Annotated in this window: 16 protein-coding genes and 4 pseudogenes; 15 read left to right on the top strand and 5 right to left on the bottom strand. The window is 69.1% G+C overall.

Going from position 1 to position 20,271, the window contains the following annotated elements; translation table 11 throughout:
- Nucleotides 1-332 precede the first annotated feature (332 nt).
- Nucleotides 333-773, top strand: a pseudogene (locus ACTWP8_RS22990) (hypothetical protein); the annotation flags it as partial.
- A 322-nt stretch (nucleotides 774-1,095) separates the two neighbouring features.
- Here the strand turns inward: ACTWP8_RS22990 and ACTWP8_RS22985 are convergent.
- Nucleotides 1,096-1,758: a 3-oxoacid CoA-transferase subunit B gene (locus ACTWP8_RS22985; RefSeq protein WP_443324041.1), complete on the bottom strand. Its 663-nt coding sequence runs from the start codon at nucleotides 1,756-1,758 to the stop codon at nucleotides 1,096-1,098.
- On the bottom strand, nucleotides 1,755-2,540 hold the full coding sequence (locus ACTWP8_RS22980) for a CoA transferase subunit A (RefSeq protein ID WP_443324040.1): 786 nt from the start codon (nucleotides 2,538-2,540) through the stop codon (nucleotides 1,755-1,757). Before ACTWP8_RS22980 ends, ACTWP8_RS22985 begins: the two co-directional genes overlap by 4 nt.
- A gap of 209 nt (nucleotides 2,541-2,749) precedes the next feature.
- On the opposite strand from ACTWP8_RS22980, the pseudogene ACTWP8_RS22975 reads away from it, so the two are divergent.
- Nucleotides 2,750-3,079 (top strand): annotated as a pseudogene (locus ACTWP8_RS22975) (helix-turn-helix domain-containing protein); the annotation flags it as partial.
- A 226-nt stretch (nucleotides 3,080-3,305) separates the two neighbouring features.
- Here the strand turns inward: ACTWP8_RS22975 and ACTWP8_RS22970 are convergent.
- Complete coding sequence (locus tag ACTWP8_RS22970) at nucleotides 3,306-4,961, bottom strand: IclR family transcriptional regulator domain-containing protein (protein ID WP_443324039.1); 1,656 nt, start codon at nucleotides 4,959-4,961, stop codon at nucleotides 3,306-3,308.
- A 561-nt stretch (nucleotides 4,962-5,522) separates the two neighbouring features.
- Between ACTWP8_RS22970 and ACTWP8_RS22965 the strand changes: the two genes are divergently transcribed.
- The 7 genes and pseudogenes from ACTWP8_RS22965 to ACTWP8_RS22935 all read left to right on the top strand — a co-directional run bounded on the left by ACTWP8_RS22965 (nucleotide 5,523) and on the right by ACTWP8_RS22935 (nucleotide 12,635).
- On the top strand, nucleotides 5,523-6,710 hold the full coding sequence (locus ACTWP8_RS22965) for a thiolase family protein (protein ID WP_443324038.1): 1,188 nt from the start codon (nucleotides 5,523-5,525) through the stop codon (nucleotides 6,708-6,710).
- A gap of 12 nt (nucleotides 6,711-6,722) precedes the next feature.
- A complete protein-coding gene (gene pcaH, locus ACTWP8_RS22960; RefSeq protein WP_443324157.1) occupies nucleotides 6,723-7,505 on the top strand; it encodes a protocatechuate 3,4-dioxygenase subunit beta in 783 nt (260 codons plus the stop codon).
- The gene (gene pcaG, locus ACTWP8_RS22955) at nucleotides 7,505-8,119 is read left to right on the top strand and encodes a protocatechuate 3,4-dioxygenase subunit alpha (RefSeq protein ID WP_443324037.1); all 615 of its coding nucleotides are present in this window, start codon (nucleotides 7,505-7,507) and stop codon (nucleotides 8,117-8,119) included. Before pcaH ends, pcaG begins: the two co-directional genes overlap by 1 nt.
- Nucleotides 8,106-9,518: a 3-carboxy-cis,cis-muconate cycloisomerase gene (pcaB, locus tag ACTWP8_RS22950; RefSeq protein WP_443324036.1), complete on the top strand. Its 1,413-nt coding sequence runs from the start codon at nucleotides 8,106-8,108 to the stop codon at nucleotides 9,516-9,518. The genes pcaG and pcaB overlap by 14 nt, the downstream gene beginning before the upstream one ends.
- Entirely contained in the window at nucleotides 9,515-10,681 is a 1,167-nt protein-coding gene (gene pcaDC / locus ACTWP8_RS22945; RefSeq protein WP_443324035.1) for a bifunctional 3-oxoadipate enol-lactonase/4-carboxymuconolactone decarboxylase PcaDC, read from the top strand. Before pcaB ends, pcaDC begins: the two co-directional genes overlap by 4 nt.
- A pseudogene (locus ACTWP8_RS22940) lies at nucleotides 10,681-11,873 on the top strand (4-hydroxybenzoate 3-monooxygenase). Before pcaDC ends, ACTWP8_RS22940 begins: the two are co-directional and overlap by 1 nt.
- 204 nt (nucleotides 11,874-12,077) lie before the next feature.
- Nucleotides 12,078-12,635 (top strand): DoxX family protein, encoded by a 558-nt coding sequence (locus ACTWP8_RS22935; RefSeq protein WP_443324034.1) that lies wholly within the window; start codon nucleotides 12,078-12,080, stop codon nucleotides 12,633-12,635.
- Between the two features lie 91 nt (nucleotides 12,636-12,726).
- On the opposite strand, the gene ACTWP8_RS22930 is transcribed toward ACTWP8_RS22935, so the two are convergent.
- On the bottom strand, nucleotides 12,727-13,155 hold the full coding sequence (locus ACTWP8_RS22930) for an ATP-binding protein (protein ID WP_443324033.1): 429 nt from the start codon (nucleotides 13,153-13,155) through the stop codon (nucleotides 12,727-12,729).
- A gap of 503 nt (nucleotides 13,156-13,658) precedes the next feature.
- Here ACTWP8_RS22930 and ACTWP8_RS22925 point away from each other — a divergent pair.
- A pseudogene (locus ACTWP8_RS22925) lies at nucleotides 13,659-13,745 on the top strand (DUF5326 family protein); the annotation flags it as partial.
- Between the two features lie 15 nt (nucleotides 13,746-13,760).
- On the opposite strand, the gene ACTWP8_RS22920 reads toward ACTWP8_RS22925, so the two are convergent.
- The gene (locus ACTWP8_RS22920; RefSeq protein ID WP_443324032.1) at nucleotides 13,761-14,264 is read right to left on the bottom strand and encodes an ABC transporter substrate-binding protein; all 504 of its coding nucleotides are present in this window, start codon (nucleotides 14,262-14,264) and stop codon (nucleotides 13,761-13,763) included.
- A 644-nt stretch (nucleotides 14,265-14,908) separates the two neighbouring features.
- Here ACTWP8_RS22920 and ACTWP8_RS22915 point away from each other — a divergent pair.
- The 5 genes from ACTWP8_RS22915 to ACTWP8_RS22895 all read left to right on the top strand — a co-directional run bounded on the left by ACTWP8_RS22915 (nucleotide 14,909) and on the right by ACTWP8_RS22895 (nucleotide 19,983).
- Nucleotides 14,909-15,877: an ABC transporter substrate-binding protein gene (locus tag ACTWP8_RS22915; protein WP_443324031.1), complete on the top strand. Its 969-nt coding sequence runs from the start codon at nucleotides 14,909-14,911 to the stop codon at nucleotides 15,875-15,877.
- Nucleotides 15,874-16,728 carry an ABC transporter permease gene (locus ACTWP8_RS22910; protein ID WP_443324030.1) on the top strand — a complete coding sequence of 285 codons (855 nt, stop codon included), beginning with the start codon at nucleotides 15,874-15,876 and terminating at the stop codon, nucleotides 16,726-16,728. The genes ACTWP8_RS22915 and ACTWP8_RS22910 overlap by 4 nt, the downstream gene beginning before the upstream one ends.
- Nucleotides 16,729-16,730: 2 nt before the next feature.
- Nucleotides 16,731-17,513: an ABC transporter permease gene (locus ACTWP8_RS22905; protein ID WP_443324029.1), complete on the top strand. Its 783-nt coding sequence runs from the start codon at nucleotides 16,731-16,733 to the stop codon at nucleotides 17,511-17,513.
- 34 nt (nucleotides 17,514-17,547) lie between these two features.
- Nucleotides 17,548-18,387, top strand: a complete 840-nt coding sequence (locus ACTWP8_RS22900; protein WP_443324028.1) for an ABC transporter ATP-binding protein — start codon at nucleotides 17,548-17,550, stop codon at nucleotides 18,385-18,387.
- A 402-nt stretch (nucleotides 18,388-18,789) separates the two neighbouring features.
- Nucleotides 18,790-19,983 carry an IS3 family transposase gene (locus ACTWP8_RS22895; RefSeq protein WP_443324027.1) on the top strand — a complete coding sequence of 398 codons (1,194 nt, stop codon included), beginning with the start codon at nucleotides 18,790-18,792 and terminating at the stop codon, nucleotides 19,981-19,983.
- Nucleotides 19,984-20,271: the final 288 nt, after the last annotated feature.

Genomic DNA, 20,271 nt, shown 5'->3' with positions numbered 1-20,271 from the left:
GGTTCCGTAACACCCGCTGACTGCACAGCGCCCGTAGAACGCCACGCCCCGGAGAAACGGCCTGCGACGCCCGGCGAGGCGAAGCCGCAGGCCGACAGGCCGACTGTCTCCAGACAAGTCCGCCAACTATGCGACGCGGAGATCACAGTGCGACTCGCGCAAGTCATGGCACATGCCTTTGAGCGCTATCAGGACCGGCCCGCAGTCGGTGAGCGTGCGAGGGAGTTCGTGCGGGACGCCCGGACCGGGCGCGTTTCGGCCCGTCTGCTGCCGCGCTACGAAATGACCACCTACAGTCAGCTGTGGAGCCGCGTCCGTGCGGTGGCGGGCGAATGGCACCACCACCCGCAGCGCCCTCTCGTCGCGGGCGACCGTGTGGCCCTCCTCGGCTTCACGAGCCGGGACTACGCGACACTAGACCTGCGTGCGGCTATCTGGGCGCCGTCAACGTTCCGTTGCAGATCAGTGCATCGACCGAGAACTTGACGTCCATCATGGCGGAGACTGAGCCGTTCCTCGTCGCCGCGAGCATCGAGCGACTGGACGCCGCGACCGAGCTGTCCCTGCGCACGCCCTCAGTCCAGCGGCTGGTCGTGTTCGACTGTCACCCGCGTGCCGAGGACCAGGCGGAGCGATTCGCCGGCGCCCGCGACAGCCTGACCCAGGCTGGACGGGACGTGGAGGTCGTCGCCCTGTCGGAAGTTCTCGACTGCGGCGCGGTCCTGCCCGAGGTGCCGCTGTACATTCCCGGCGACGACGAGGATCCCCTCTCGATGCTCGTCTACACCTCGGGGAGTACGGGAACGCCGAAGGGCGCGATGTACACCGAGCGGCTCGCCAGGGTGATGTGGGAGAAGCGTTGCGCTCCGCCAACGCTGCGGAAGCCCTTCATCGCGCGTTCGCGCTGTCGGGTGGGCGGCAGCGGCCGCTGCAACCGCCGCGGACGACGGTGAGTCCCGGGCCGCGGCGGCCCCCTCCCCAAGGCGGGCTCCGCGGCCGGGAGGTTCACCAGAGCCGTCGGGCGCGACGCCCTCGTCGGCCGCCCGCGACAACACCTGCTTCAACTCCCGAGGCGCGCACGGACGGACAGTTCGGTCATGATTGCCCCCCGTGCGGTTCGGGAGCGGAGGGGACACGGACGGATGCCCCTGTCCGCTCCAGTACCTCGTCGGGGGTGACTCCGGGCGCGGTCTCGACGAGGACCAGGCCGTCGCCTGTCACGTCCAGCACGCCAAGGTCGGTGATGACCCGGTGCACACACGCTCTGCCGGTCAGCGGCAGAGTGCATTCCTCGACGAGCTTCGGAGAGCCGTCCTTGGAGGTGTGGTCCGTCAGGACGATCACCCGGCGGGCGCCGTGGACCAGGTCCATGGCCCCGCCCATGCCCTTGATCATCTTTCCGGGGATGGACCAGTTTGCCAGGTCGCCGGTCGCGGACACCTGCATGGCGCCGAGGATCGCGACGTCGATGTGGCCCCCGCGGATCATTCCGAACGAGAGGGCGGAATCGAAGAACGCGGCGCCGGGCAGGACGCTGACGGTTTCCTTGCCTGCGTTGATCAGGTCGGGGTCGACTCGGTCCGCCAAAGGGTACGGTCCTACGCCGAGGATGCCGTTCTCGGAGTGCAGCACCACATTCACCTCTTGGGGAAGGAAGTTGGGTACGCGCGTCGGCAGCCCGATCCCGAGATTGACATAGGAGCCGTCGGCCAGCTCGGCGGCGGCGCGGGCGGCCATTTCGTCGCGGGTCCAACTCATCGGTCTCGTACCGTCCCTCGTTCGTCAGGTGCGGAAATGGTGCGCCGTTCGATGCCCTTGTCGAGGGACTGTTCACGCGTGAGGACGATCAAGCGCTGGACGAAGACGCCGGGTACGTGGATCGCATCCGGATCGAGCTCGCCCGGCTCGACCAGCTCCTCCACTTCGGCGATCGTCACCCGCCCAGCCATCGCGGCCAGCGGATTGAAGTTGCGGGCGGCCTTGTTGAAGACGAGGTTGCCGTGCCGGTCGCCCCTCGCAGCCCGCACCAGCGCGAAGTCCGTGGTGACGCTGTGTTCCAGGACGTGATCACGCCCGCCGAACGTACGGATCTCCTTCGCCGGGGAGACGAGCGCCGCCGATCCGTCGGGGGCGTAGCGCCGGGGCAGTCCGCCGTCGGCGACCTGGGTTCCCACCCCGGCCGGGGTGTAGAAGGCGGGAATGCCGCAGCCCCCGGCCCGCAGTCGCTCGGCGAGCGTGCCCTGCGGCACGAGCTCGACCTCCAGCTCACCGCCAAGGTACTGGCGGGCGAACTCCTTGTTGTCACCGATGTACGAACCGGTGACCCGGGCGATCCGGCCCGCCGCGAGCAGAATGCCCAGTCCTCTGCCGTCCACCCCGCAGTTGTTGGAGACCACGCTCAGGCCGCTGGCACCGTGCGCGTACACCGCCTCGATCAATACATGGGGCACACCGCTCAGGCCGAAGCCGCCCACGGCGAGTGACGCATGATCGGATATGTCACCGACCGCTTCGGCGGCGGTCTGTTTGACCTTGTCCATGGAGGGTCCTTTGTCGCACACGGCGAAACTCAACAGAAGATCGTTCGCTAGGTGAATTGAAGTTCACTTATGTGTCAAGTGTCGCCCAGGCCTGGCGTGCATGTCAACGCCGGGTACCGCACGAATGGCACACGCCCCGGCCCCCGATCACCACTCAGCGGCACTGATTACGGTTGCCCAAGGCCCTACCCGGAGAGCTGATGTCATCCATGCCCCTGGCCGAGACCACGCCTGCCGGGCCGCCCGAGGCCGTGAGCCCATTGATGCGCGGAATCTCTGTGCTGCGCGAACTCAGTGAGGCCGGCGGCCATATGAGCCTCAGCGAACTCGTCCGTGCCACCGGTCTCGCCCGCTCCATGCTCGACCGGGTCGCCGCCACCCTGGCGCGTATGGGCTACGTCCGGCTCGACGACCACGACGCCGAGCTCGCCCCCCGCCTCATGGAGCTGGGCAACGCCTGTCTGGCCGCCCTCCGCCTGCCCGGCCTGCTGGGCCCGTTCACCGACCGGCTCGCCGAGGAAGTCGACGAGTCGGTGTCCCGGCGAACTGCGGCAGACGTCTCCCGCCGAGCCGGTCCCGGCTTCAGGGCTCGCCGCGTGGTCCGCCGTCTCCGAGCAGGAGCTCGGCCGGGACTTCGTCGAGTCGGAACAGTGCCTCGGTGCGTTCTGCAGGAACTCCGTACACGGCAACGCATTGAGGCCCATCTGCGTATCGCCAGCCGCTTCACCCGTGTACCCGCCGTCTGAGGGCGTGCCCAGAAGGTCGTTATGCGTTCCGAATCCGCGCGAAACGTCCAGCCACCCGCAGGTCCGCCTCAACAGCTGCTGCCGCCTCCCGCAGATGCGGCAGCAGTTCCCGGAGCGACTGCTCGGCGGGGTATCGCCCCGCGTGAAGCGCGACGTTGACGGCGGCGATCACGCGCCCCGTCCGGTCGTGCACCGGCACGGCGATGGAGCGCAGACCCTCCTCCAGCTCCTCGTCCACCAGTGCGTGCCCCTCCCGGTCGACCCGGTCGAGTACGTCGGCCAGCTCGCGTGGATCGGTGATGGTGTGCCGGGTGATCGGCTTGGGGCTGGCGCGCTCGAGCCGGGCGGTCCGCTCGGCCGGGGTCAGGTCCGCGAGCAGGACGCGGCCCAGGGAGGTGGCGTACGCCGGGAACCGGGAGCCGAGCGCGACGTCGACGCTCATGATCCGGACCGTCGGTACCCGTGCCACGTAGAGGATGTCGTCCCCGTCCAGGACGGCCATGGACGCCGAGTCGTGCACCCGGGCCACCAGCTCGGCCAGGTGCGGCTCGGCGATCTCGGGAAGTGTCAGCCTGGACAGCTGCGGGAAGCCCAGCTCGAGCACGCGCGGGGTCGGGCTGAACAGCCCGTCGTGCGAGGTCATGTAGCCGAGGTGCTGCAAGGTGATCAAGGCGCGGCGGGCGGTGGCCCGGGCGAGGCCGGTCGCCTCGGCGACGGCGGTGAGTGGCAGCGCCTCGCGCCCCTCGGTGAAGGCGCTCAGTACCGCGAGCCCGCGAGCGAGCGACTCCACGAACTCCGGGCCGAGTTCCTGCTTGGAGGCGCGAGTCCAGGCGGCGGCGCCGGCTGCGTCGTCGGCGGGACCGGCGGGGGGCACCGGTAGTTGCAGGGCATCCTCCATCGCGCCGACGGTCTCGCGCAGCGGCGGCAGCACTGCCTCGCGCAGCGACTGCGGGCTGTGCCGGCTGGTGTGGCTGACCACACTCACCGAGCACACCGTTCGGCCGTCGGCGTCCCGTACCGGTGCGGCGATGGCTACCAGTCCGGGTTCGATGAGCTGGTCGTCCAGTGACCAGCCGCGCTCGCGGGCGGCGGCCGTACGGTCGGCGAAAGACGCGGCCGCGCTTCCGTCGCCGGGCGGTACGACTGGGAAGAGGGTGTCTTCCGGGTCGGAAGCCCGTCGCCGCTCCCAGCGGTCCCAGTCGTTTGCTTCCCAGTCCGCGGCGAAGAGCGCTCCGGGCGCGCAGCGTTCGGCCGGGAGCAGGTCGCCGATCCGGAAGGCGATCGACATGGCGCGGCGCCGGTGCACCTGATGGACGAAGCGCACCCCGTCCCCGTCCGGTACGGCCAGCGACACCGACTCGTCCAGGCGGTCGGCGAGCCGGTCGGCCGACGATCCGAGCAGGCCGGGCAGGCGGCAGGCGGCGAGGTAGGCGTTCCCGACCTCCATCAGCCGTGGGGTGAGTACCGCATCCCGGCCTTCCAGCCGTAGATAGCCCATCCGCTGCAGCGTGCTGAGCGACCGGTCGACGGTCGAGCGGGCCAGAGCGGCGTCGCGCACCAGATCCCCGACGCTGCGCCGCCCGCCGGCCGCGGCCAGGGCGCGGAGCACAGTGAGTCCGCGGATCAGCGGGCGTACCGCCTCCTGCGGCGGCGTCAGCGTGTCGGTCGTGGTCATCAGGAGCTCCCCACCGTCCGGGATCTCACCGGAACCTATCGGTAATCCGGCATTGACAAGGCCTTATGTCCAGAGCAAGCTTGCAGTCCCATGATAATGAATTAGAGTTCGCAAGGCGAACCGCCTGATCGCGAACACCGACGACACCGACGACACCGACGATACCGACGAGAGACATGGCTTCTATCCGCTCCCTGCGCGGCACTGTCGCGGACCTGATTCACGACCGCGACACCGTCGCTCCCGGGCTTCCCCGCCGACATCCAGGGGTCGGCCGGCCGTGCAACCTGCAGTTTGGCCTGACCCGCATCCTCACCACCACCGCCGGCCACGGCTCCGGGCCGGGCGGCCCTGCGGTTCGGTCTGCGTGGCCGGGGCCCCACCGCCGAACTCGTCCTCACCGCAAGCTCCATCCTGCGCCACGGCCGGGCAGGTGCGCGCCACCACGGGCGGGCAGCCGGAGATCCGGCGCCGTCGGCACGACAGCCCTGCCCACCGAGGACGAACTGACAGCCCTGCCCGTTCTCAAGACCGCTTGACCAGATCCCTTGAAGGAAGACGATGACGACGCTGCGCGACGTATACGTGGTGGACGCGGTACGCACCCCGATCGGCAAGTACGGCGGTGCACTGTCGGGTGTGCGCCCCGACGACCTGGCGGCCCATGTCGTACGGTCCCTCGCGGCGCGTACCCCGCAGCTGGATCCGGCGCGGATCGACGACGTCTTCTTCGGCAACGCCAACGGCGCCGGTGAGGAGAACCGTGACGTTGCCCGGATGGCCGTGCTGCTGGCGGGGCTGCCGGTGACGGTACCCGGCACCACCGTCAACCGGCTCTGCGGCTCCGGCCTGGAAGCTGTCATCCAGGCGGCTCGCGCCATCGCCGTCGGCAGCGCGTCCATCGCATTGGCGGGCGGCGTGGAGTCGATGAGCAGGGCGCCGTGGGTCCTGCGCAAACCGGAGAAGGCCTTTCCGGCCGGCCACCAGGAGCTGTACTCGACGACTCTCGGCTGGCGCATGGTCAACCCGGCGATGCCCGGCGCGTGGACCGTGAGCCTCGGTGAGGGCGCCGAGCTCATCGCCGAAAAGCACCACATCACCCGCGAGCGGCAGGACGCCTTCGCCCTCGCCAGTCACCAGAAGGCGGCCCGCGCCTGGAAGGAGGGCGCCTACGACGCCGAGGTGGTGCATTACGAGGGCGCGGAACTCATCCGGGACGAGTGCGTCCGCGACAGTACGTCGATGGAGGCGCTTGCCGAACTCAAGCCGGTCTTCCGCAAGGGTGGGACGGTCACCGCGGGCAACTCCTCCCCGCTCAACGACGGCGCCGCCGCCCTGCTTCTCGTCGACGAGGAGGGGCTGAAGGCCACCGGCCGCGAGCCGCTCGCCCGTGTCCGCGCCTCGGCCGTCACCGGCATCCAGCCGCAGTACTTCGGCCTCGGCCCGGTCGAGGCCGCGCAGCGCGCGCTCGCCAGGGCCGGCCGCGGCTTCATCGACCTCGATGTCTTCGAACTCAACGAAGCGTTCGCCGCCCAGGCACTCGGCTGCCTCGCCGAATGGCCCGAACTCGATCCGGACGTCCTCAACCCGCGCGGCGGCGCTGTTGCGATCGGGCACCCGCTCGGCGCCTCGGGCGCCCGCATCACCGGCGCGGTCGCCCACCAGCTCGCCGCCAAGGGCTCCGGAACGGGCATGGCAGCGCTGTGCATCGGCGTCGGCCAGGGCCTCGCCCTCGTACTGGAAAGGTAGATCGCCGTGACCATCCCAGCCAGGCCAGCGGCCGCCGAGACGCAGGAGCAGATCAGCGCCGAGATCGCCGACGCGCGCGCGGCGTACGTCAAGCGCCGCGCTGACGGCGCGCCTGCGCAGCACCAGCCGTCCCGCGGCTACCCGCCCTACCGCAGCAGCCTCCTGCGCCATCCCAAGCAGCCGCTGGTGACCTTGAACGACCCGGAAGCGGTGGAGCTTACGGGACCGGTCTTCGGCATCACCGACATCACCGAGCTCGACTCCGACCTGACGCGCCGGTACAACGGGGAACCACTGGGCGAGCGGATCACCGTCACCGGCCGGGTCCTGGACCGGGACGGACGACCGGTACGCGGCCAGCTGGTGGAGATCTGGCAGGCCAACGCGTCCGGCCGCTATGCCCACCAGCGCGACCAGCACCCCGCTCCGCTGGACCCCAACTTCACCGGCGCAGGCCGCTGCCTGACCGACGACGAGGGCCGCTACCACTTCACGACGATCAAGCCTGGCGCCTACCCGTGGCGCAACCACACAGGCGCCTGGCGCCCGGCGCACATCCACTTCTCCTTCTTCGGTACGGCGTTCACCCAAAGGCTCGTGACGCAGATGTACTTTCCCGGTGATCCACTGTTCCTCTACGACCCGATCCTCCAGTCGGTCACCGACGAGGCCGCCCGGCAACGACTGGTCGCCGATTACGACCATGCCCTGTCGGTACCGGAGTGGTCACTGGGCTACCGCTGGGACATCGTCCTGGACGGCCCCGCCGCCACCTGGATCGAGGAGGGCCGCTGATGTCCCGTCCTGCTCCCACCACCACCTTCGCCGGAGGCGCCGCACGCCGCGCCTCCGCGCTGCCCCCCACCGCCTCGCAGACCGTCGGCCCGTTCTTCGGCTACGCGCTGCCATTCACCGGCGGGGCCGACATCGCCCCCGCCGGGCCGGACGCGATCACTCTGCACGGGCGGGTCTACGACGGCGCGAGCAACCCGGTCCCCGACGCGCTGCTGGAGTTCTGGCAGCCCGCCCCGGACGGCTCACGCACCGGCGCCCCCGGCACGCTGCGCCGCGATCCGGTCACCGGCGCCGTGATAGGCCGCCACGGGGCGGACTTCACCGGCTTCGGCCGCGTTCCCACCGACGCCGACGGGCACTACACCCTCCGCACGCTGCCGCCGGGAGGAGCGCCCTACCTGTCGGTGTGCGTCTTCGCCCGCGGCCTGCTGCACCACCTGTTCACCCGCGCCTACCTCGCCGACGCCCCGAACGACCCGCTGCTGTCCGCTCTCGAGCCGAGGCGGCGCACCACGCTCATCGCCGCCCCGGAGGACGAACGGCAGCTGCGCTTCGACATCCACCTGCAGGGGGCCGACACGCACGAGGAGACGGTCTTCCTTGACTTCGCCTGACAACCAGCCTGATTCCGCAGCTGATTTCGGCCTGCTCTCCCCGGTCCGCGTCGGTTCGGGCGCCGAAGAGGCCACCGGTGATGCGGCCTTCCTCCAGGCCATGCTCGACGCGGAGGCCGCGCTGACGCGCGCCCAAGCCGTCGTCGGTCTCGCCTCGGCCTCGGCGGCCGAGGTGGTGACCTCGGCCGCGCGGGCCGGGGGCTTCGACGCACGCGACCTCGCACTGCGCGCCCGCTTGAGCGGCAACCCGGTGATTCCCCTGGTCGCCGATCTGACCGCGGCCGTTACGACCCAGGACCCGCAGGCGGCGCCCTTCGTGCACCGGGGAGCCACGAGCCAGGACATCCTCGACACGGCGACCATGCTGGTCGCCCGGCGTACCCTCGGGCCGGTCCTGGGCGACCTCGAGCACACGGCGGCAGCGCTCGCCGGACTCGCCGCGGCACACCGTGGCACGCCGATGGCTGGGCGTACTCTCACGCAGCACGCCGTCCCCACCACCTTCGGGCTCAAGGCGGCCGGCTGGCACAGCCTCCTCCTCGACTCCCACGACCGGCTGTCCGCGGCACGGGACAGCCTCCCCGCCCAACTCGGCGGTGCGGCAGGCACGCTTGCAGCGTTCCACGCCTACGCCGAAGCCGACGGGCTGGACAGCAGCGGGATCGGCCTGCGGCTGCTCGAGGCCTACGCCGTCGAAACCGGGCTCGCCCAACCGCGTCTGCCCTGGCACACGCTGCGCGCCCCGATCGCCGACCTCGCCGCCGCGCTGGCATTCACTGCGGGTGCGCTCGGCAAGCTCGCCGCCGACGTGCTGGTGCTCTCCCGCACCGAGATCGCCGAAGTCGCCGAGGGCACGGGCGGAGGATCATCGGCCATGCCGCACAAGGCAAACCCGGTACGCTCCGCGTTGATCGCCTCCGCCGCCCGCCAACTTCCCTCGCTCACCTGTGTGTTGTATGCCTCCATGGCTGCCGAGGACGAACGGCCCGCCGGGGCCTGGCACGCCGAGTGGCAGCCGCTGCGCGAGGCGCTGCGCCTGGTCGGCGGCGCCGCACGGGCCGCCGCAGAGCTCGCCGCTGGGCTGTGCGTCCGGCCGGAGAGGATGCGCGCCAACCTCGATGCCACCGGCGGGCTTGTCATCTCTGAACGTCTCGCCGCGGCCCTCACTGCCCTGATCGGCCGCGGCGAGGCCCGGCGGCTGCTCACCGACGCCGCCCGCCGGGCCGCCGAGGACGGCCTGCGGCTCGCCGACGTGCTCGCAGACGACCCCGCCCTGAAGGGCCGCATCGGCGAAGAGCGGCTCCGCGACCTCGCCGACCCCGCCGCATATACGGGCTCCGCCGCCGCGCTCACCGACCGCGGCCTGAACCGTCCCCTGAAAGCCGATCCGTCACCATGACCGCTCCGCTCCTCCACCACCGCATCGACGGGCCGCCCGGCGCGCCTCCGCTGCTGCTCGGCCCGTCGGTCGGCACCTCGCTCGCCGTCTGGGACCCCCAGGTCCCGGAGCTCGCGCGCGCCCATCGGGTCATCCGCTACGACCTGCCCGGCCACGGCGGCACCCCCGCCAACGTCCTGCCCAGTACCGAGCCCGGCGCGACCACCGTCGCCGACCTCGTAGCACCGGTACTCGCCCTCGCCGACCACCTGGGGCTCGACCGGTTCGCCTATGCAGGGATCTCCCTGGGCGGAGCCGTCGGCGCCTGGCTCGCGGTGCACCATCCCGAGCGGATCGCTTCGCTGGCGATGATCTGCTCGTCCGCGCGCTTCGGCGAGCCCGAATACTGGCACGAACGTGCCACGCTGGTCCGGGCCAACGGCACCGAAGCCGTCGTCCCGACCGTCTGGTTCACCGGCGCCTACGCGAGCAGCGGCTCCCCGGCCGTTGCGCAGCTCCGCGCTGACCTGCGCAGCGCCGACAACACCGGCTACGCCGCCTGCTGCGACGCGCTCGCCGCATACGACCTGGTGAACCAGCTGCACCGCATCACTGCGCCCACGCTGATCGTCGCCGGGCGGGAGGATCCGGCGACCCCGCCCGAGCACGCCCGCCTCCTGGCCGACCGCATCCCCGGTGCCGGCCTGCTCGAGGTGGGCGGCGCCGCTCACCTTGCCGGAGTGGAGCGTCCCGCACCTGTCACCGCCGCCCTCCTGGTCCACCTCGGTGCCGACGCGGTCCCCGCCGACCACGACACCCGGCACGCCGCCGGCATGGCGGTGCGCCGCGAGGTGCTCGGCGACGCCCATGTCGACGACGCCCAGCAGCGGACCACCACCTTCACCGCACGCTTCCAGGACTTCATCACCGACTACGCCTGGGGCGAGATCTGGACCGACCCGACACTCTCCCGCCGCGAACGCAGCCTGATCACCCTCACCGCGCTGGTCGCCCGCGGCCACCACGATGAGCTGGCCATGCACGTCCGCGCCGCCGTCAACAACGGCCTGAGTCCGGAGGAGATCGCGGCTGCCCTGCTGCAGACCGCCGTCTACTGCGGAGTCCCCGCAGCCAACACCGCGTTCGCTGTCGCCCAGCGCACGCTCGAGGAGGAAGAACACTGATGCACACCACCGTCGGCATCATCGGTGGCGGCCCGGCCGGGCTGCTGCTCGGCTGCCTGCTGCGCCGCTCCGGCATCGACTGCGTGATCCTGGAGAGTCGGGACCGCAACTACGTCGAGCACCGTCAGCGTGCGGGCATCCTGGAGCAGGGGACCGTCGACGCGCTTCGCGCCTGCGGCGCGGGGGAGCGGCTGGAACGCGAAGGTCTCGTGCACGACGGCATCGAACTGCGCTTCGACCGCCGTTCCCACCGCGTGGACTTTCCCCTCCCTCACCGGCGGCCGACGGGTGTGGGTCTACGCGCAAACGGAGGTCGTCAAGGACCTGATAGCCCTCCACGAGCGGGAGAGCACGCCGCTGCGTTTCGAGGCCCAGGTGACGGCCGTCGAAGGCGCGGACACCGACCTTCCCCTCGTCCGCTTCACCCACCAGGGCCGCGACCAGGTCCTCACCTGCGACTACGTGGTCGGTTGCGACGGCTTCCACGGCGTGACGCGGACCGCGATCCCGGCCGTCTCCCGGAGGGACTACGAGCGGATTTACCCGTACTTGGCTCGGCATCCTCGCCGATGTGCCGCCGTCCTGCGACGAGCTGATCTACGCGCACTCGCCGCGCGGTTTCGCCCTGCACAGCATGCGATCCACCACCGTCAGCCGCCTCTACCTGCAGGTCCCCAACGGCACGGACCCGGCCGACTGGTCCGACGAGCGCATCTGGGACGAACTCGACGCGCGGTTCGCCATCGACGGGGACTGGAAGCTGGAGCGCGGTCCGATCACCGACAAGTCGGTGCTGCCCATGCGCAGTTCCGTCACCGAGCCGATGCGCTTCGGCCGGATTCTGCTCGCCGGGGACGCGGCCCACATCGTCCCGCCCACCGGCGCCAAAGGCCTCAATCTGGCCGTCGCCGACGTCGTGGTCCTCGCCCGGGCGTTCGCTCAGCTGAAGGAAACCGCTTCCAGCGACCTGCTCGACGCATACTCCGACACCTGCCTTCGCCGGGTGTGGCGGGCCGAGCACTTCTCGTACTTCATGACCACGACCCTGCACACCGACCCCGAACAGCCCCCGTTCGAGACCCGGTTGCAGCTCGCCCAGCTCGACCGCGTGGCCGCCTCCCGGCACGCCGCCGCGGAGCTGGCCGAGAACTATGTGGGTCTGCCCATCTCACAGATCCAGCACGAGGCGTGAGCCCCGGCACGGGGGTACCGACTGCCCGCGAGCCACTGGCCGTTCGCTGCTGGCGGCCGGGAACGAGCTGGGCGCGCCCAGCGGAGCGTGATCAATAGTTTCTGGATGGGCATGGCCAGCGGTCCATCCAGATCGGCCCGACCGGAATCACACGCGGCAGCCGCACCCGTGCCCTGTCCCAGGATGATTGGAGACCACCTCGTCATGCCCCATTCTGCTGCAACACTCACAGCGTCCTCCGACGACCGTGCCGCCGTGCCCAGGTATGCCGCCACGGTGCATGCGTATGACGCGGGCCTGCTGCTGCTCCGTCTGACCCTCGGGCTGGCCATGGCCGCCCATGGCTGCCAGAAGCTGTTCGGCTGGTTCGGCGGCGGTGGCCTGGCGGGGACCGGCCAGTTCTTCACCATGAGCGGTTACCCGTCGGGCAAGGTGATGGCCGCCGTGGCCGGCCTCAGTGAGACCCTGGGCGGCATCGGCCTCGCCGCCGGACTGCTCACCCCACTGGCAGCCGCGGCCGTGGTCGGCACCATGGTGAACGCGCTCGCGGTCAAGTGGGGCGGTGGCTTCTTCGTCCCGAAGGGTATGGAGTACGAGCTGCTGCTCATCACCGCCGCTGCGGCTCTTGCTCTCACCGGCCCGGGCCGCTGCGCGCTGGACCGTTTCGTGCCGGGCTTGCGCACGCACCGTCTGGTGTTCGGCATCGCAGCGGTGGTGCTGGGGTTGCTGGTCGCCGGGCTGGTCCTGCTCCTGCGCAGGTAACCGTACGGCGGGGGCCTGGGTCGGCATCGGGCCGATCCAGGGCCCACTTTGGCATGCCGTTCCCGGGAGCGGCCACAGGGATGGGAACCGGTCAGGCGAGCAAGCCCGGCAGGCGGGCCCAGACGGTCTTGCCGCTCGGGTGCTGTTCCGTTGCCAGATGCCCACCCAGTTCGGTGAGCAGTGCGTCGACTATGGCCGTACCGCGGCCCCCGGTGGCATCAGGGGACGATGCCTGCGGCTGCGGACAGGTGTTGTGGTTGTCGCGTATACCGAGCTCGAGCGTTCCGTCATCATCGACCTCGAGGAAGACGAAGATGCTCGGAGTGAGCGTGCCGGCGTGTGTGACGGCGTTGGTGATCAGCTCGGATGCGATGAGGCCGAGCGTGTATGCCAGTTCCCTCTCCTCGGGGAGACCCCACTCGATGAGGGTGTCCAGCACGGCGCGGCGGGTTCCGGCAACCGCGGCCGCCGTGGGTGGCAACGCGAAGGTCGTGTGACCCCGGCAGAGTGTCGTGTTCATGGATCTCATGGGGAGTGAGTCGCCGACGCAGCGGGGAGCGGTGTCTAGTTCGCTTAGTGAACTTTTTTTCATAATGATTGCTTCAGTCTGCGCCGCCCTCCACGGGCTGTCAATGCCGCCGACCAGGGGATTCTGGTGGACGAGGAGGTCATCGGCGTGGGGTCACCGCCCCTGCCCGCGGCGGGCGCCGCGGGCAGGGGGAGTTGCCGAGGACAATCTTCACCGCCACAGAACTCCCCGTAGTTCGGTGCGCACGGCCGGGGCAGCCACTCGCCGCACCGAACCGCCAGTGTGGTCATGTCGAAACCCACCTGGCCCGTTTCGCATTCGAGAGAGGCGAACGTCCATCCGCGACCTTCCTTATCCGCTCGTCGACGTCATCCGCTAGTCGACGTCGCGGCGAGGCCTGGCTGGATCGACCTTGAGTCGGTAGGAGGCGAAGTGGCGGGCGGTCAGGTCCCGCTCTGCCTCCAACCTCCAACGCATGGGCGAGGTCGGCCTCGATGGAGATTTTCGCGGGCCTGCCGTGGCGGGTGACGTGGGTCGCGGCGCCAGTCCTCGCGCTCGTCTTGTCCGTCGGCCTCATCCTGAGCGTGGTTTCTCGCTCAGCCGATCATCACGGTCACGTCGAATCTGCTCCTGAGAACGCTGAAGCGCCGCATCAGGTCGGCGACCCGCTGGATCCGGATCGGGTTGACGGAAGCGGGGAAGGCGCCGACGTTCACGAACCAAGCCGTCCGCTTGTCGATCTGCGTGTACGTCGGCAGGATCGCGGCGACCACGGCCCGATCGGCGCGCGTCTGCTGCGCCCGCTTCATGGCTCGGGTGAATGCTGCAGCTGTGGCCGGATTGCGTGCGACCCATGAGGCACTGGAGGCATAACCCGCGATCGGCAGGTTCTCCGTGGGCCCGCTCGTGGCGTCCCCCAGTTGTTCGACCCTCAGGGCGCGCTGCGCCTCGGTGATGAACGGATCGACCATGACTGCCGCGTCGACGTGGCCTTCCCTCAGGGCGCCTGCCATGTCGGGGAATGGAACCTTGAAGAGCCCGTCGCGCACCGCCAGATGAAAGGGGGCGCAGTCGACGAAGGGCATGACCCCGACGGCCACCGTCCCATGCTCCAAGTCCTCTGAGGTTCCCGCCCTCGACCACGCCTTGGGCCTCTCCGTCGTCTCCGAGCAGGCCACGAGGGACGCGGCGGAGACCGCGGTCATGCCGGACAGGAAAAAACGACGGGTGAAGCTGGTACCCGTCTGTCATCCCGTCGTCAGCGGCGCGCGTGCCATGGCAGCTGCCGTCCGGTGGTCGCGGACCTCACAACCGAGCTGCTGGAGTGCCGCCGGAGTGCCGGTCTCGGCTACGGGTGCGGTGGGTGCTGTCGCGGGTCCGCCGGGCGGACAGATGTGGGGGCGCCGAGGGTGTGTCGCCGGGGATCTGAGTGCCATGGGAGTGGTCAGAGGCCTTCGGTGTCGTAGACGGGCTCGTCGCCAGTGGAGCGACGCACGGCGTGAGTTCGCTCAGTGAACTTCTGTTCGTTTAGCGCCCGAGTGTGATGCCGAACCTCCGGAGCTGTCAATGTCTCTCTATTGTGAACTTCAGTTCGCACGATGCACACTTTTCCAGTCAGGCCCATTGACGTGTCAGTCGTGGGGTCATACGGTTCGTTTCGTTCATCTGATGGACTTAAGTTCACTACATGAACCATCGTGTACCTCTCCGTCGACCCCGTCGACCGTCACACTCAGGAGGCGTTATGCGCCGACCACTTGTCGGGCTTGCCGTGGCTACCGCGACTGTCCTCGTCCTGGCTGGCTGCGGGGCCACAGGTCCCTCGGGAAGCGACTCGTCGCCGCCGAGCGACATGGCGAAGGTCAAGGTCGGTGTCATCCCGATCGTCGATGTGGCACCGATCTATTTGGGCAAGGCAAAGGGCTTCTTCAGCAGCCGTGGCATCGACCTGACTCTCGAGAGTGGGCAGGGCGGCGCGGCGATTGTGCCCGGCGTGGTGAGCGGGCAGTTCCAGTTCGGGTTCAGCAACGTCACCTCCCTCATGATCGCCGGGAGCAAGGGCGTCCCGCTCAAGGCAGTGGCCAGTGGTAACGCCTCGACGGGCAAGGCCGAAGCCGACTTCAGCGGCGTTGCCGTCAAGAAGAACAGCCCGATCAAGTCCGCCAAGGACCTGGCCGACCGCAAGGTTGCCGTCAATACGCTGAAGAACATCGGCGACACCACCGTGCGCGAGTCGGTGCGCAAGGCCGGTGGCAATGCGAAGCGCATCAAGTTCGTCGAGCTGCCCTTCGACCAGATGCCCGCTGCGCTGGACGACGGCACGGTCGACGCTGCCTGGATGGTCGAGCCTGCGCTGTCCATCGCGGTTTCGAAGGGAGCCCGTGTCGTGGCGTCGAACTTCGTCGACACGGCCCCCGACCTCACGGTGGCCGCCTACTTCACCTCGGAACAGCTCATCAAGGAGAACCCCGACCTCGTCAAGCGGTTCAAAGCGGCCATGACCGAGTCGCTCAAGTACGCCGCCGGCCACCCGGATGAGGTGCGGAAGGTGCTCGGCACGTACACCAAGATCGACCCGTCACTCGGCAAGTCGCTGACTCTGCCGGTCTGGCCAGAGAAGATCAATCGGGACTCTCTGGCGACTCTCGCTGAGCTGGGCGAGAAGGATGGCATCTTCAGCAAGAAGCCGGACCTCGACGCCCTGTTCTCATGACATCACCAACTAATTCCGCCTTCGCTCGGGCCCGCCGGCGGTCCGGCGGCCCGAGCGCTGCGCCCGGTCGCGGGCGCCTCCACCGGGCCCGGACGCCGCTGGCGGGGCTGGCCGGCCTGGTCGGCTTCCTTGTCCTGCTCGAGGTGCTGCCGTACAGCGGTCTGGTCTCGCGTGAGTTCCTCCCGCCGACCACGTCCATTGGCGGCGCGTTGGGGGGCATGCTCGACGACACCGCGTTCTGGGCCGCTCTGGGAGACACCCTCACGGGTTGGGCCTTGGGCCTGGCGATCGCTGTCTGCGCCGGCGTCGTGCTCGGAGTCCTGATCGGCTCCGTCCCGGTGCTCCGGGCGGCCACGGCCTCGACCATCGAGTTCCTGAGGCCGATCCCGTCCGTCGCCCTGATCCCCGTTGCCGTCCTCCTCTACGGGACCGACCTGAGGTCCACCCTGCTGCTCGTGGTGTACGCCTCTTTCTGGCAGGTCCTCGTCCAGGTACTGGCCGGAGTCCAGGACCTCGACCCCGTCGCGGACGAAACGGCCCGCAGCTACCGCCTGAGCCGTTGGAGAAGGATCCGGTACATCCTGTGGCCCACCGCCTTGCCGTACGTGATGACGGGGATACGCCTCGCCGCCGCCGTGGCGCTGGTGCTCGCCATCACCGCCGAACTGATCATCGGCGCCCCGGGTCTGGGCAACGAGATAGCTGTCGCACAGACCTCCGGCGCCGTGCCTCAGGTCTACGCCCTGGTGCTGGTCACCGGCCTTCTCGGAGTCGGGATCAACCTGGTGGCCCGGTCGGTCGAACGCCGGGCGCTGGCCTGGCACCCGTCCGTACGCAAGGAAGGACGCTGACGATGACTGTGCTCGCAGTGGCGCGACGTGTCCTGTTCGTCCTGGGGCTCCCGGCGATGCTGTTCACGGCCTGGTGGTACTCCACAGCCGACAGCGCCAACTTCTACTTTCCACCGGTGCCCGATGTCCTGAACGCCTTCACGACGGTGTGGACCGGCGAGCGCCTGAGCATGGACGTGCTGCCCAGCGTCATCCGGCTGGCACAGGGCTACTCGCTCGCCGTCGTCGTCGGCGTCGCCCTCGGCACCCTCGTCGGCACACGGCAGGCCGTGCGCGCCGTACTGGAGCCGGTCCTGGAACTCTTCCGGGCGATCCCGCCGCCCGTGCTCGTACCGGTGATCATGCTCTTCGCCGGCATCGGCGACATGATGAAGGTACTCGTCATCGTCAGCGGGTGCGTATGGCCGGTACTGCTCAACACCGTCGAGGGCGTCCGAGCGGTCGACGAGGTGCTGAGCGACACCTGCCGGTCCTACGGCATCAGCGGCACCGCCCGCCTGCGCCACCTCGTGCTCCGTTCGGCGAGCCCGCAGATCGTCACCGGCATGCGCCAGGCGCTTTCCATCGGAATCATCCTGATGGTCATCAGCGAGATGTTCGCGGCCAGCAATGGCCTCGGCTTCACCATCGTGCAGTTCCAGCGAAGCTTTGCGATCCCGGAGATGTGGAGCGGGGTCTTGCTTCTCGGTCTGCTCGGCTTCGGCCTCTCGGTGCTCTTCCGGCTGCTGGAGAACCGCGCTCTGGCCTGGTACCACGGCCTGCGCCGAGCCCAGCGCTCATCATGACCGTCCGTCCGGTCGCTTTTGGAAGGAGACGTCGATGCTCGACGTACAAGGCTTGCAGAAGATATACACGGCCCGTCACCGCAGCGTGGAGGCACTGCGGGACCTGACCTTCAGCATCGGCACCGGGGAACTGGTCTGCCTCGTCGGGCCGTCCGGGTGTGGCAAGACCACCCTGCTCAAATGCATGGCAGGGCTGCTTGCGCCGAGTTCGGGACAGGTGAAGCTGCAGGGTGAACCGGTCACCGGCCCGCCGCCCGGCATGGCCGTGGTCTTCCAGGAGTACGGCCGCAGCCTGTTCGCCTGGATGAACGTGCACGACAACGTGGCTCTGCCACTGCGCCAGAAGAAAGTACCCAAGCCGCGCCGGGAGGAGATGGTCGACCGCGCACTCGAGATGGTCGGCCTTGCGGACGCCCGTCTGGCGTACCCGTGGCAGCTGTCCGGGGGCATGCAGCAGCGCGTCGCCATCGCCCGCGCCGTCGCCTACGAGCCGCAGGTGCTCTTGATGGACGAGCCGTTCGCGGCCGTGGACGCACAGACCCGCGCGGAGCTGGAGGACCTCATCCGGCGCCTGTGGCACGAGCTCGGCGTGACCGTACTGTTCGTCACCCATGACATCGACGAGGCGGTGTACCTCGGTCAGCGGACGATCATCCTGTCGGCATCTCCGACTGTGGTGCAGGAGGACCTCGCCATCGATCTCCCGGACGAACGCGACCAGCTGAACACCCGGTCCAGCCCTCGCTTCGCCGAACTTCGGGCGCACGTCTACGAGCGGATCCAGCAAGCCAAGCATCACGCCGCTGCGGTGGAACCCACGTACCCCGACCACACCGACCCTCAGGAAGTGACATTGGAATCAGCGAAGTCCTAGCGTCCGCCTGACATCGCGGAAAGTTCGCGATGCGAACGGAGCAGTGAAGGGGCTCGATGGCGGATGTTGAACGCGAGCGCGAGCCGTACATCGGGGTCGCATCGCGACCGCCATCACCCGAGAGCCGGAGCGCCGCGCGGGTGGAACGTGACCAGGGCGGCGTGGTCCGGGTTTCCGCGCGGCGGTTCTGGCGACTCGAACCGTGGCCCTGCCGTGGCCGTACGGGGGCTGGGGCGTCGGCTGGTCAGGAGAGCAGCGGGTCGCAACTCCTACGACACGAGCGTCTCGACGGAGGTGCAGGGCAGCCTGCAGGGGATGGATCTGTCGATCTGAGCTGACCTCGGTTTCGTGGAGTCCCTGAAGCCAGGCTTATGATCCTGGCCCGAAGGAGAACCACGAACAGTGCCAGCACCACGTAAATACCCGGACGAGCTCCGTGAGCGGGCCGTCCGCGAGGTCCGCACGACGGGCCGTCCGATCGCGCACGTCGCCAAGGACCTGGGCATCCACAAGGAGGCCCTGCGGGGCTGGCTCCGCCAGGCCGAGGCGGACACCGGGGAACGCGACGACCGGCTGACCACCGCCGAGCGCGAGGAGCTGAGGCAACTCCGCAAAGAAGTAGCCGGAGTTGAGGCGGGCGAACGACATCCTCAAAGCGGCGAGTGCGCTTTTTGCCCAGGAGCTCGACCGTCCACGGACGAGGCCGACCAGGTGATCGACAGCCTGAAGGAGAACGGCTTCGGGGTCGGGCCCGTATGCCGGGTGCTGGAATGGTCCGAGTCGGCCTATTACGCCCGCAAGAAGCGGCCGAAGTCCGCGCGCCAGCTCCGGGACGAGCAGCTCATGCCGCTGATCGAGCAGATCCACACCGAGTCGGGTGGCACCTATGGGGCCCGGCGGATCACCCGCGCGCTGCGGCGCAAGGGCATCGATGTGGCCCGCTGCACCGTCGAGCGGCTGATGCGCGAGCTGAGCCTGGAGGGCGTCATCCGCGGGCAGCGGCGGCGGACCACCGTGCCGGAACCGTCGGCGCCCCACCCGCCGGACCTGGTCGACCGCGACTTCACAGCCTCACGGCCGGACCAGCTGTGGGTGGCGGATATGACGTATTTCCGCACCTGGTCCGGCTGGGCGTATGTGGCGTTCGTCCTGGACGTGTTCTCCAGGACGATCGTCGGCTGGCAGGTCGCGAATCACATGCGCACTGAACTTCCCCTGGACGCCTTGGAGGTGGCCCTGTGGAGGCGCCGCATCAAGAAGGACTCCGGCCTCATCCACCACAGCGACCGCGGCTCGCAATATGTGTCAATTCGCTACACCGACCGGCTCGCCGACATCGGCGCCTCCGCGTCGGTCGGCTCCGTCGCCGACTCGTACGATAACGCGATGGCCGAGGCGCTGAAGGGCAATTTCAAGGCCGAGCTGATCGAAATGCAGGGGCCGTGGCGGGACGTTGACCAGGTCGAGCGGGCGATCTTCCAGTGGGTCACGTGGTACAACGAAGAGCGCCTCCACTCCGCGCTTGACTACGTGCCGCCTGCCGAGTACGAACGCGACTTCTGGCGAAGCCAGGAACAAGCCCTGCAGTCCGCCTGAAACAGGATTACCAGACTCTACGAAACTCGGTGCAGCTCACAGCAGTTCCCACACCATCTTGTCGGCCCCAAACAAACCGCCTCCAGCCCGGAGCCAAAAAGCGGTCCCGTAACTTCCGTAACACTCACGAGCATGCTTGGCCGTTACCACACACGGATACGTAAGGGCTCGCAGAGAATCAACCTGTTGCTTCCCGCGATTCCGCTCGTTGGTGTGGTATGCGCGTCTCCGAGTCGATCTGCCACCAACTCGCCGTGAAGTTTGAGGTGTTGTTCCCGCATCTGGACG

It is taken from the genome of Streptomyces sp. 7N604 (assembly GCF_052245475.1).
GTDB lineage: Bacteria > Actinomycetota > Actinomycetes > Streptomycetales > Streptomycetaceae > Streptomyces.
The sequence above is the reverse complement of the archived record's forward strand: the minus strand, read 5'-3'. Positions and strand labels throughout refer to the sequence as shown.

Bases quoted from the DNA above. Each gene is read 5' to 3' on its own strand.
- ACTWP8_RS22915 (WP_443324031.1), top strand. From the start codon at position 14,909: ATGCGCCGACCACTTGTCGGGCTTGCCGTGGCTACCGCGACTGTCCTC.
- ACTWP8_RS22900 (WP_443324028.1), top strand. From the start codon at position 17,548: ATGCTCGACGTACAAGGCTTGCAGAAGATATACACGGCCCGTCACCGC.
- ACTWP8_RS22935 (WP_443324034.1), top strand. From the start codon at position 12,078: ATGCCCCATTCTGCTGCAACACTCACAGCGTCCTCCGACGACCGTGCC.
- ACTWP8_RS22905 (WP_443324029.1), top strand. From the start codon at position 16,731: ATGACTGTGCTCGCAGTGGCGCGACGTGTCCTGTTCGTCCTGGGGCTC.
- pcaG (WP_443324037.1), top strand. From the start codon at position 7,505: ATGTCCCGTCCTGCTCCCACCACCACCTTCGCCGGAGGCGCCGCACGC.
- ACTWP8_RS22970 (WP_443324039.1), bottom strand. From the start codon at position 4,961: ATGACCACGACCGACACGCTGACGCCGCCGCAGGAGGCGGTACGCCCG.
- pcaDC (WP_443324035.1), top strand. From the start codon at position 9,515: ATGACCGCTCCGCTCCTCCACCACCGCATCGACGGGCCGCCCGGCGCG.
- ACTWP8_RS22965 (WP_443324038.1), top strand. From the start codon at position 5,523: ATGACGACGCTGCGCGACGTATACGTGGTGGACGCGGTACGCACCCCG.
- ACTWP8_RS22930 (WP_443324033.1), bottom strand. From the start codon at position 13,155: ATGAACACGACACTCTGCCGGGGTCACACGACCTTCGCGTTGCCACCC.
- ACTWP8_RS22910 (WP_443324030.1), top strand. From the start codon at position 15,874: ATGACATCACCAACTAATTCCGCCTTCGCTCGGGCCCGCCGGCGGTCC.
- ACTWP8_RS22980 (WP_443324040.1), bottom strand. From the start codon at position 2,540: ATGGACAAGGTCAAACAGACCGCCGCCGAAGCGGTCGGTGACATATCC.
- ACTWP8_RS22985 (WP_443324041.1), bottom strand. From the start codon at position 1,758: ATGAGTTGGACCCGCGACGAAATGGCCGCCCGCGCCGCCGCCGAGCTG.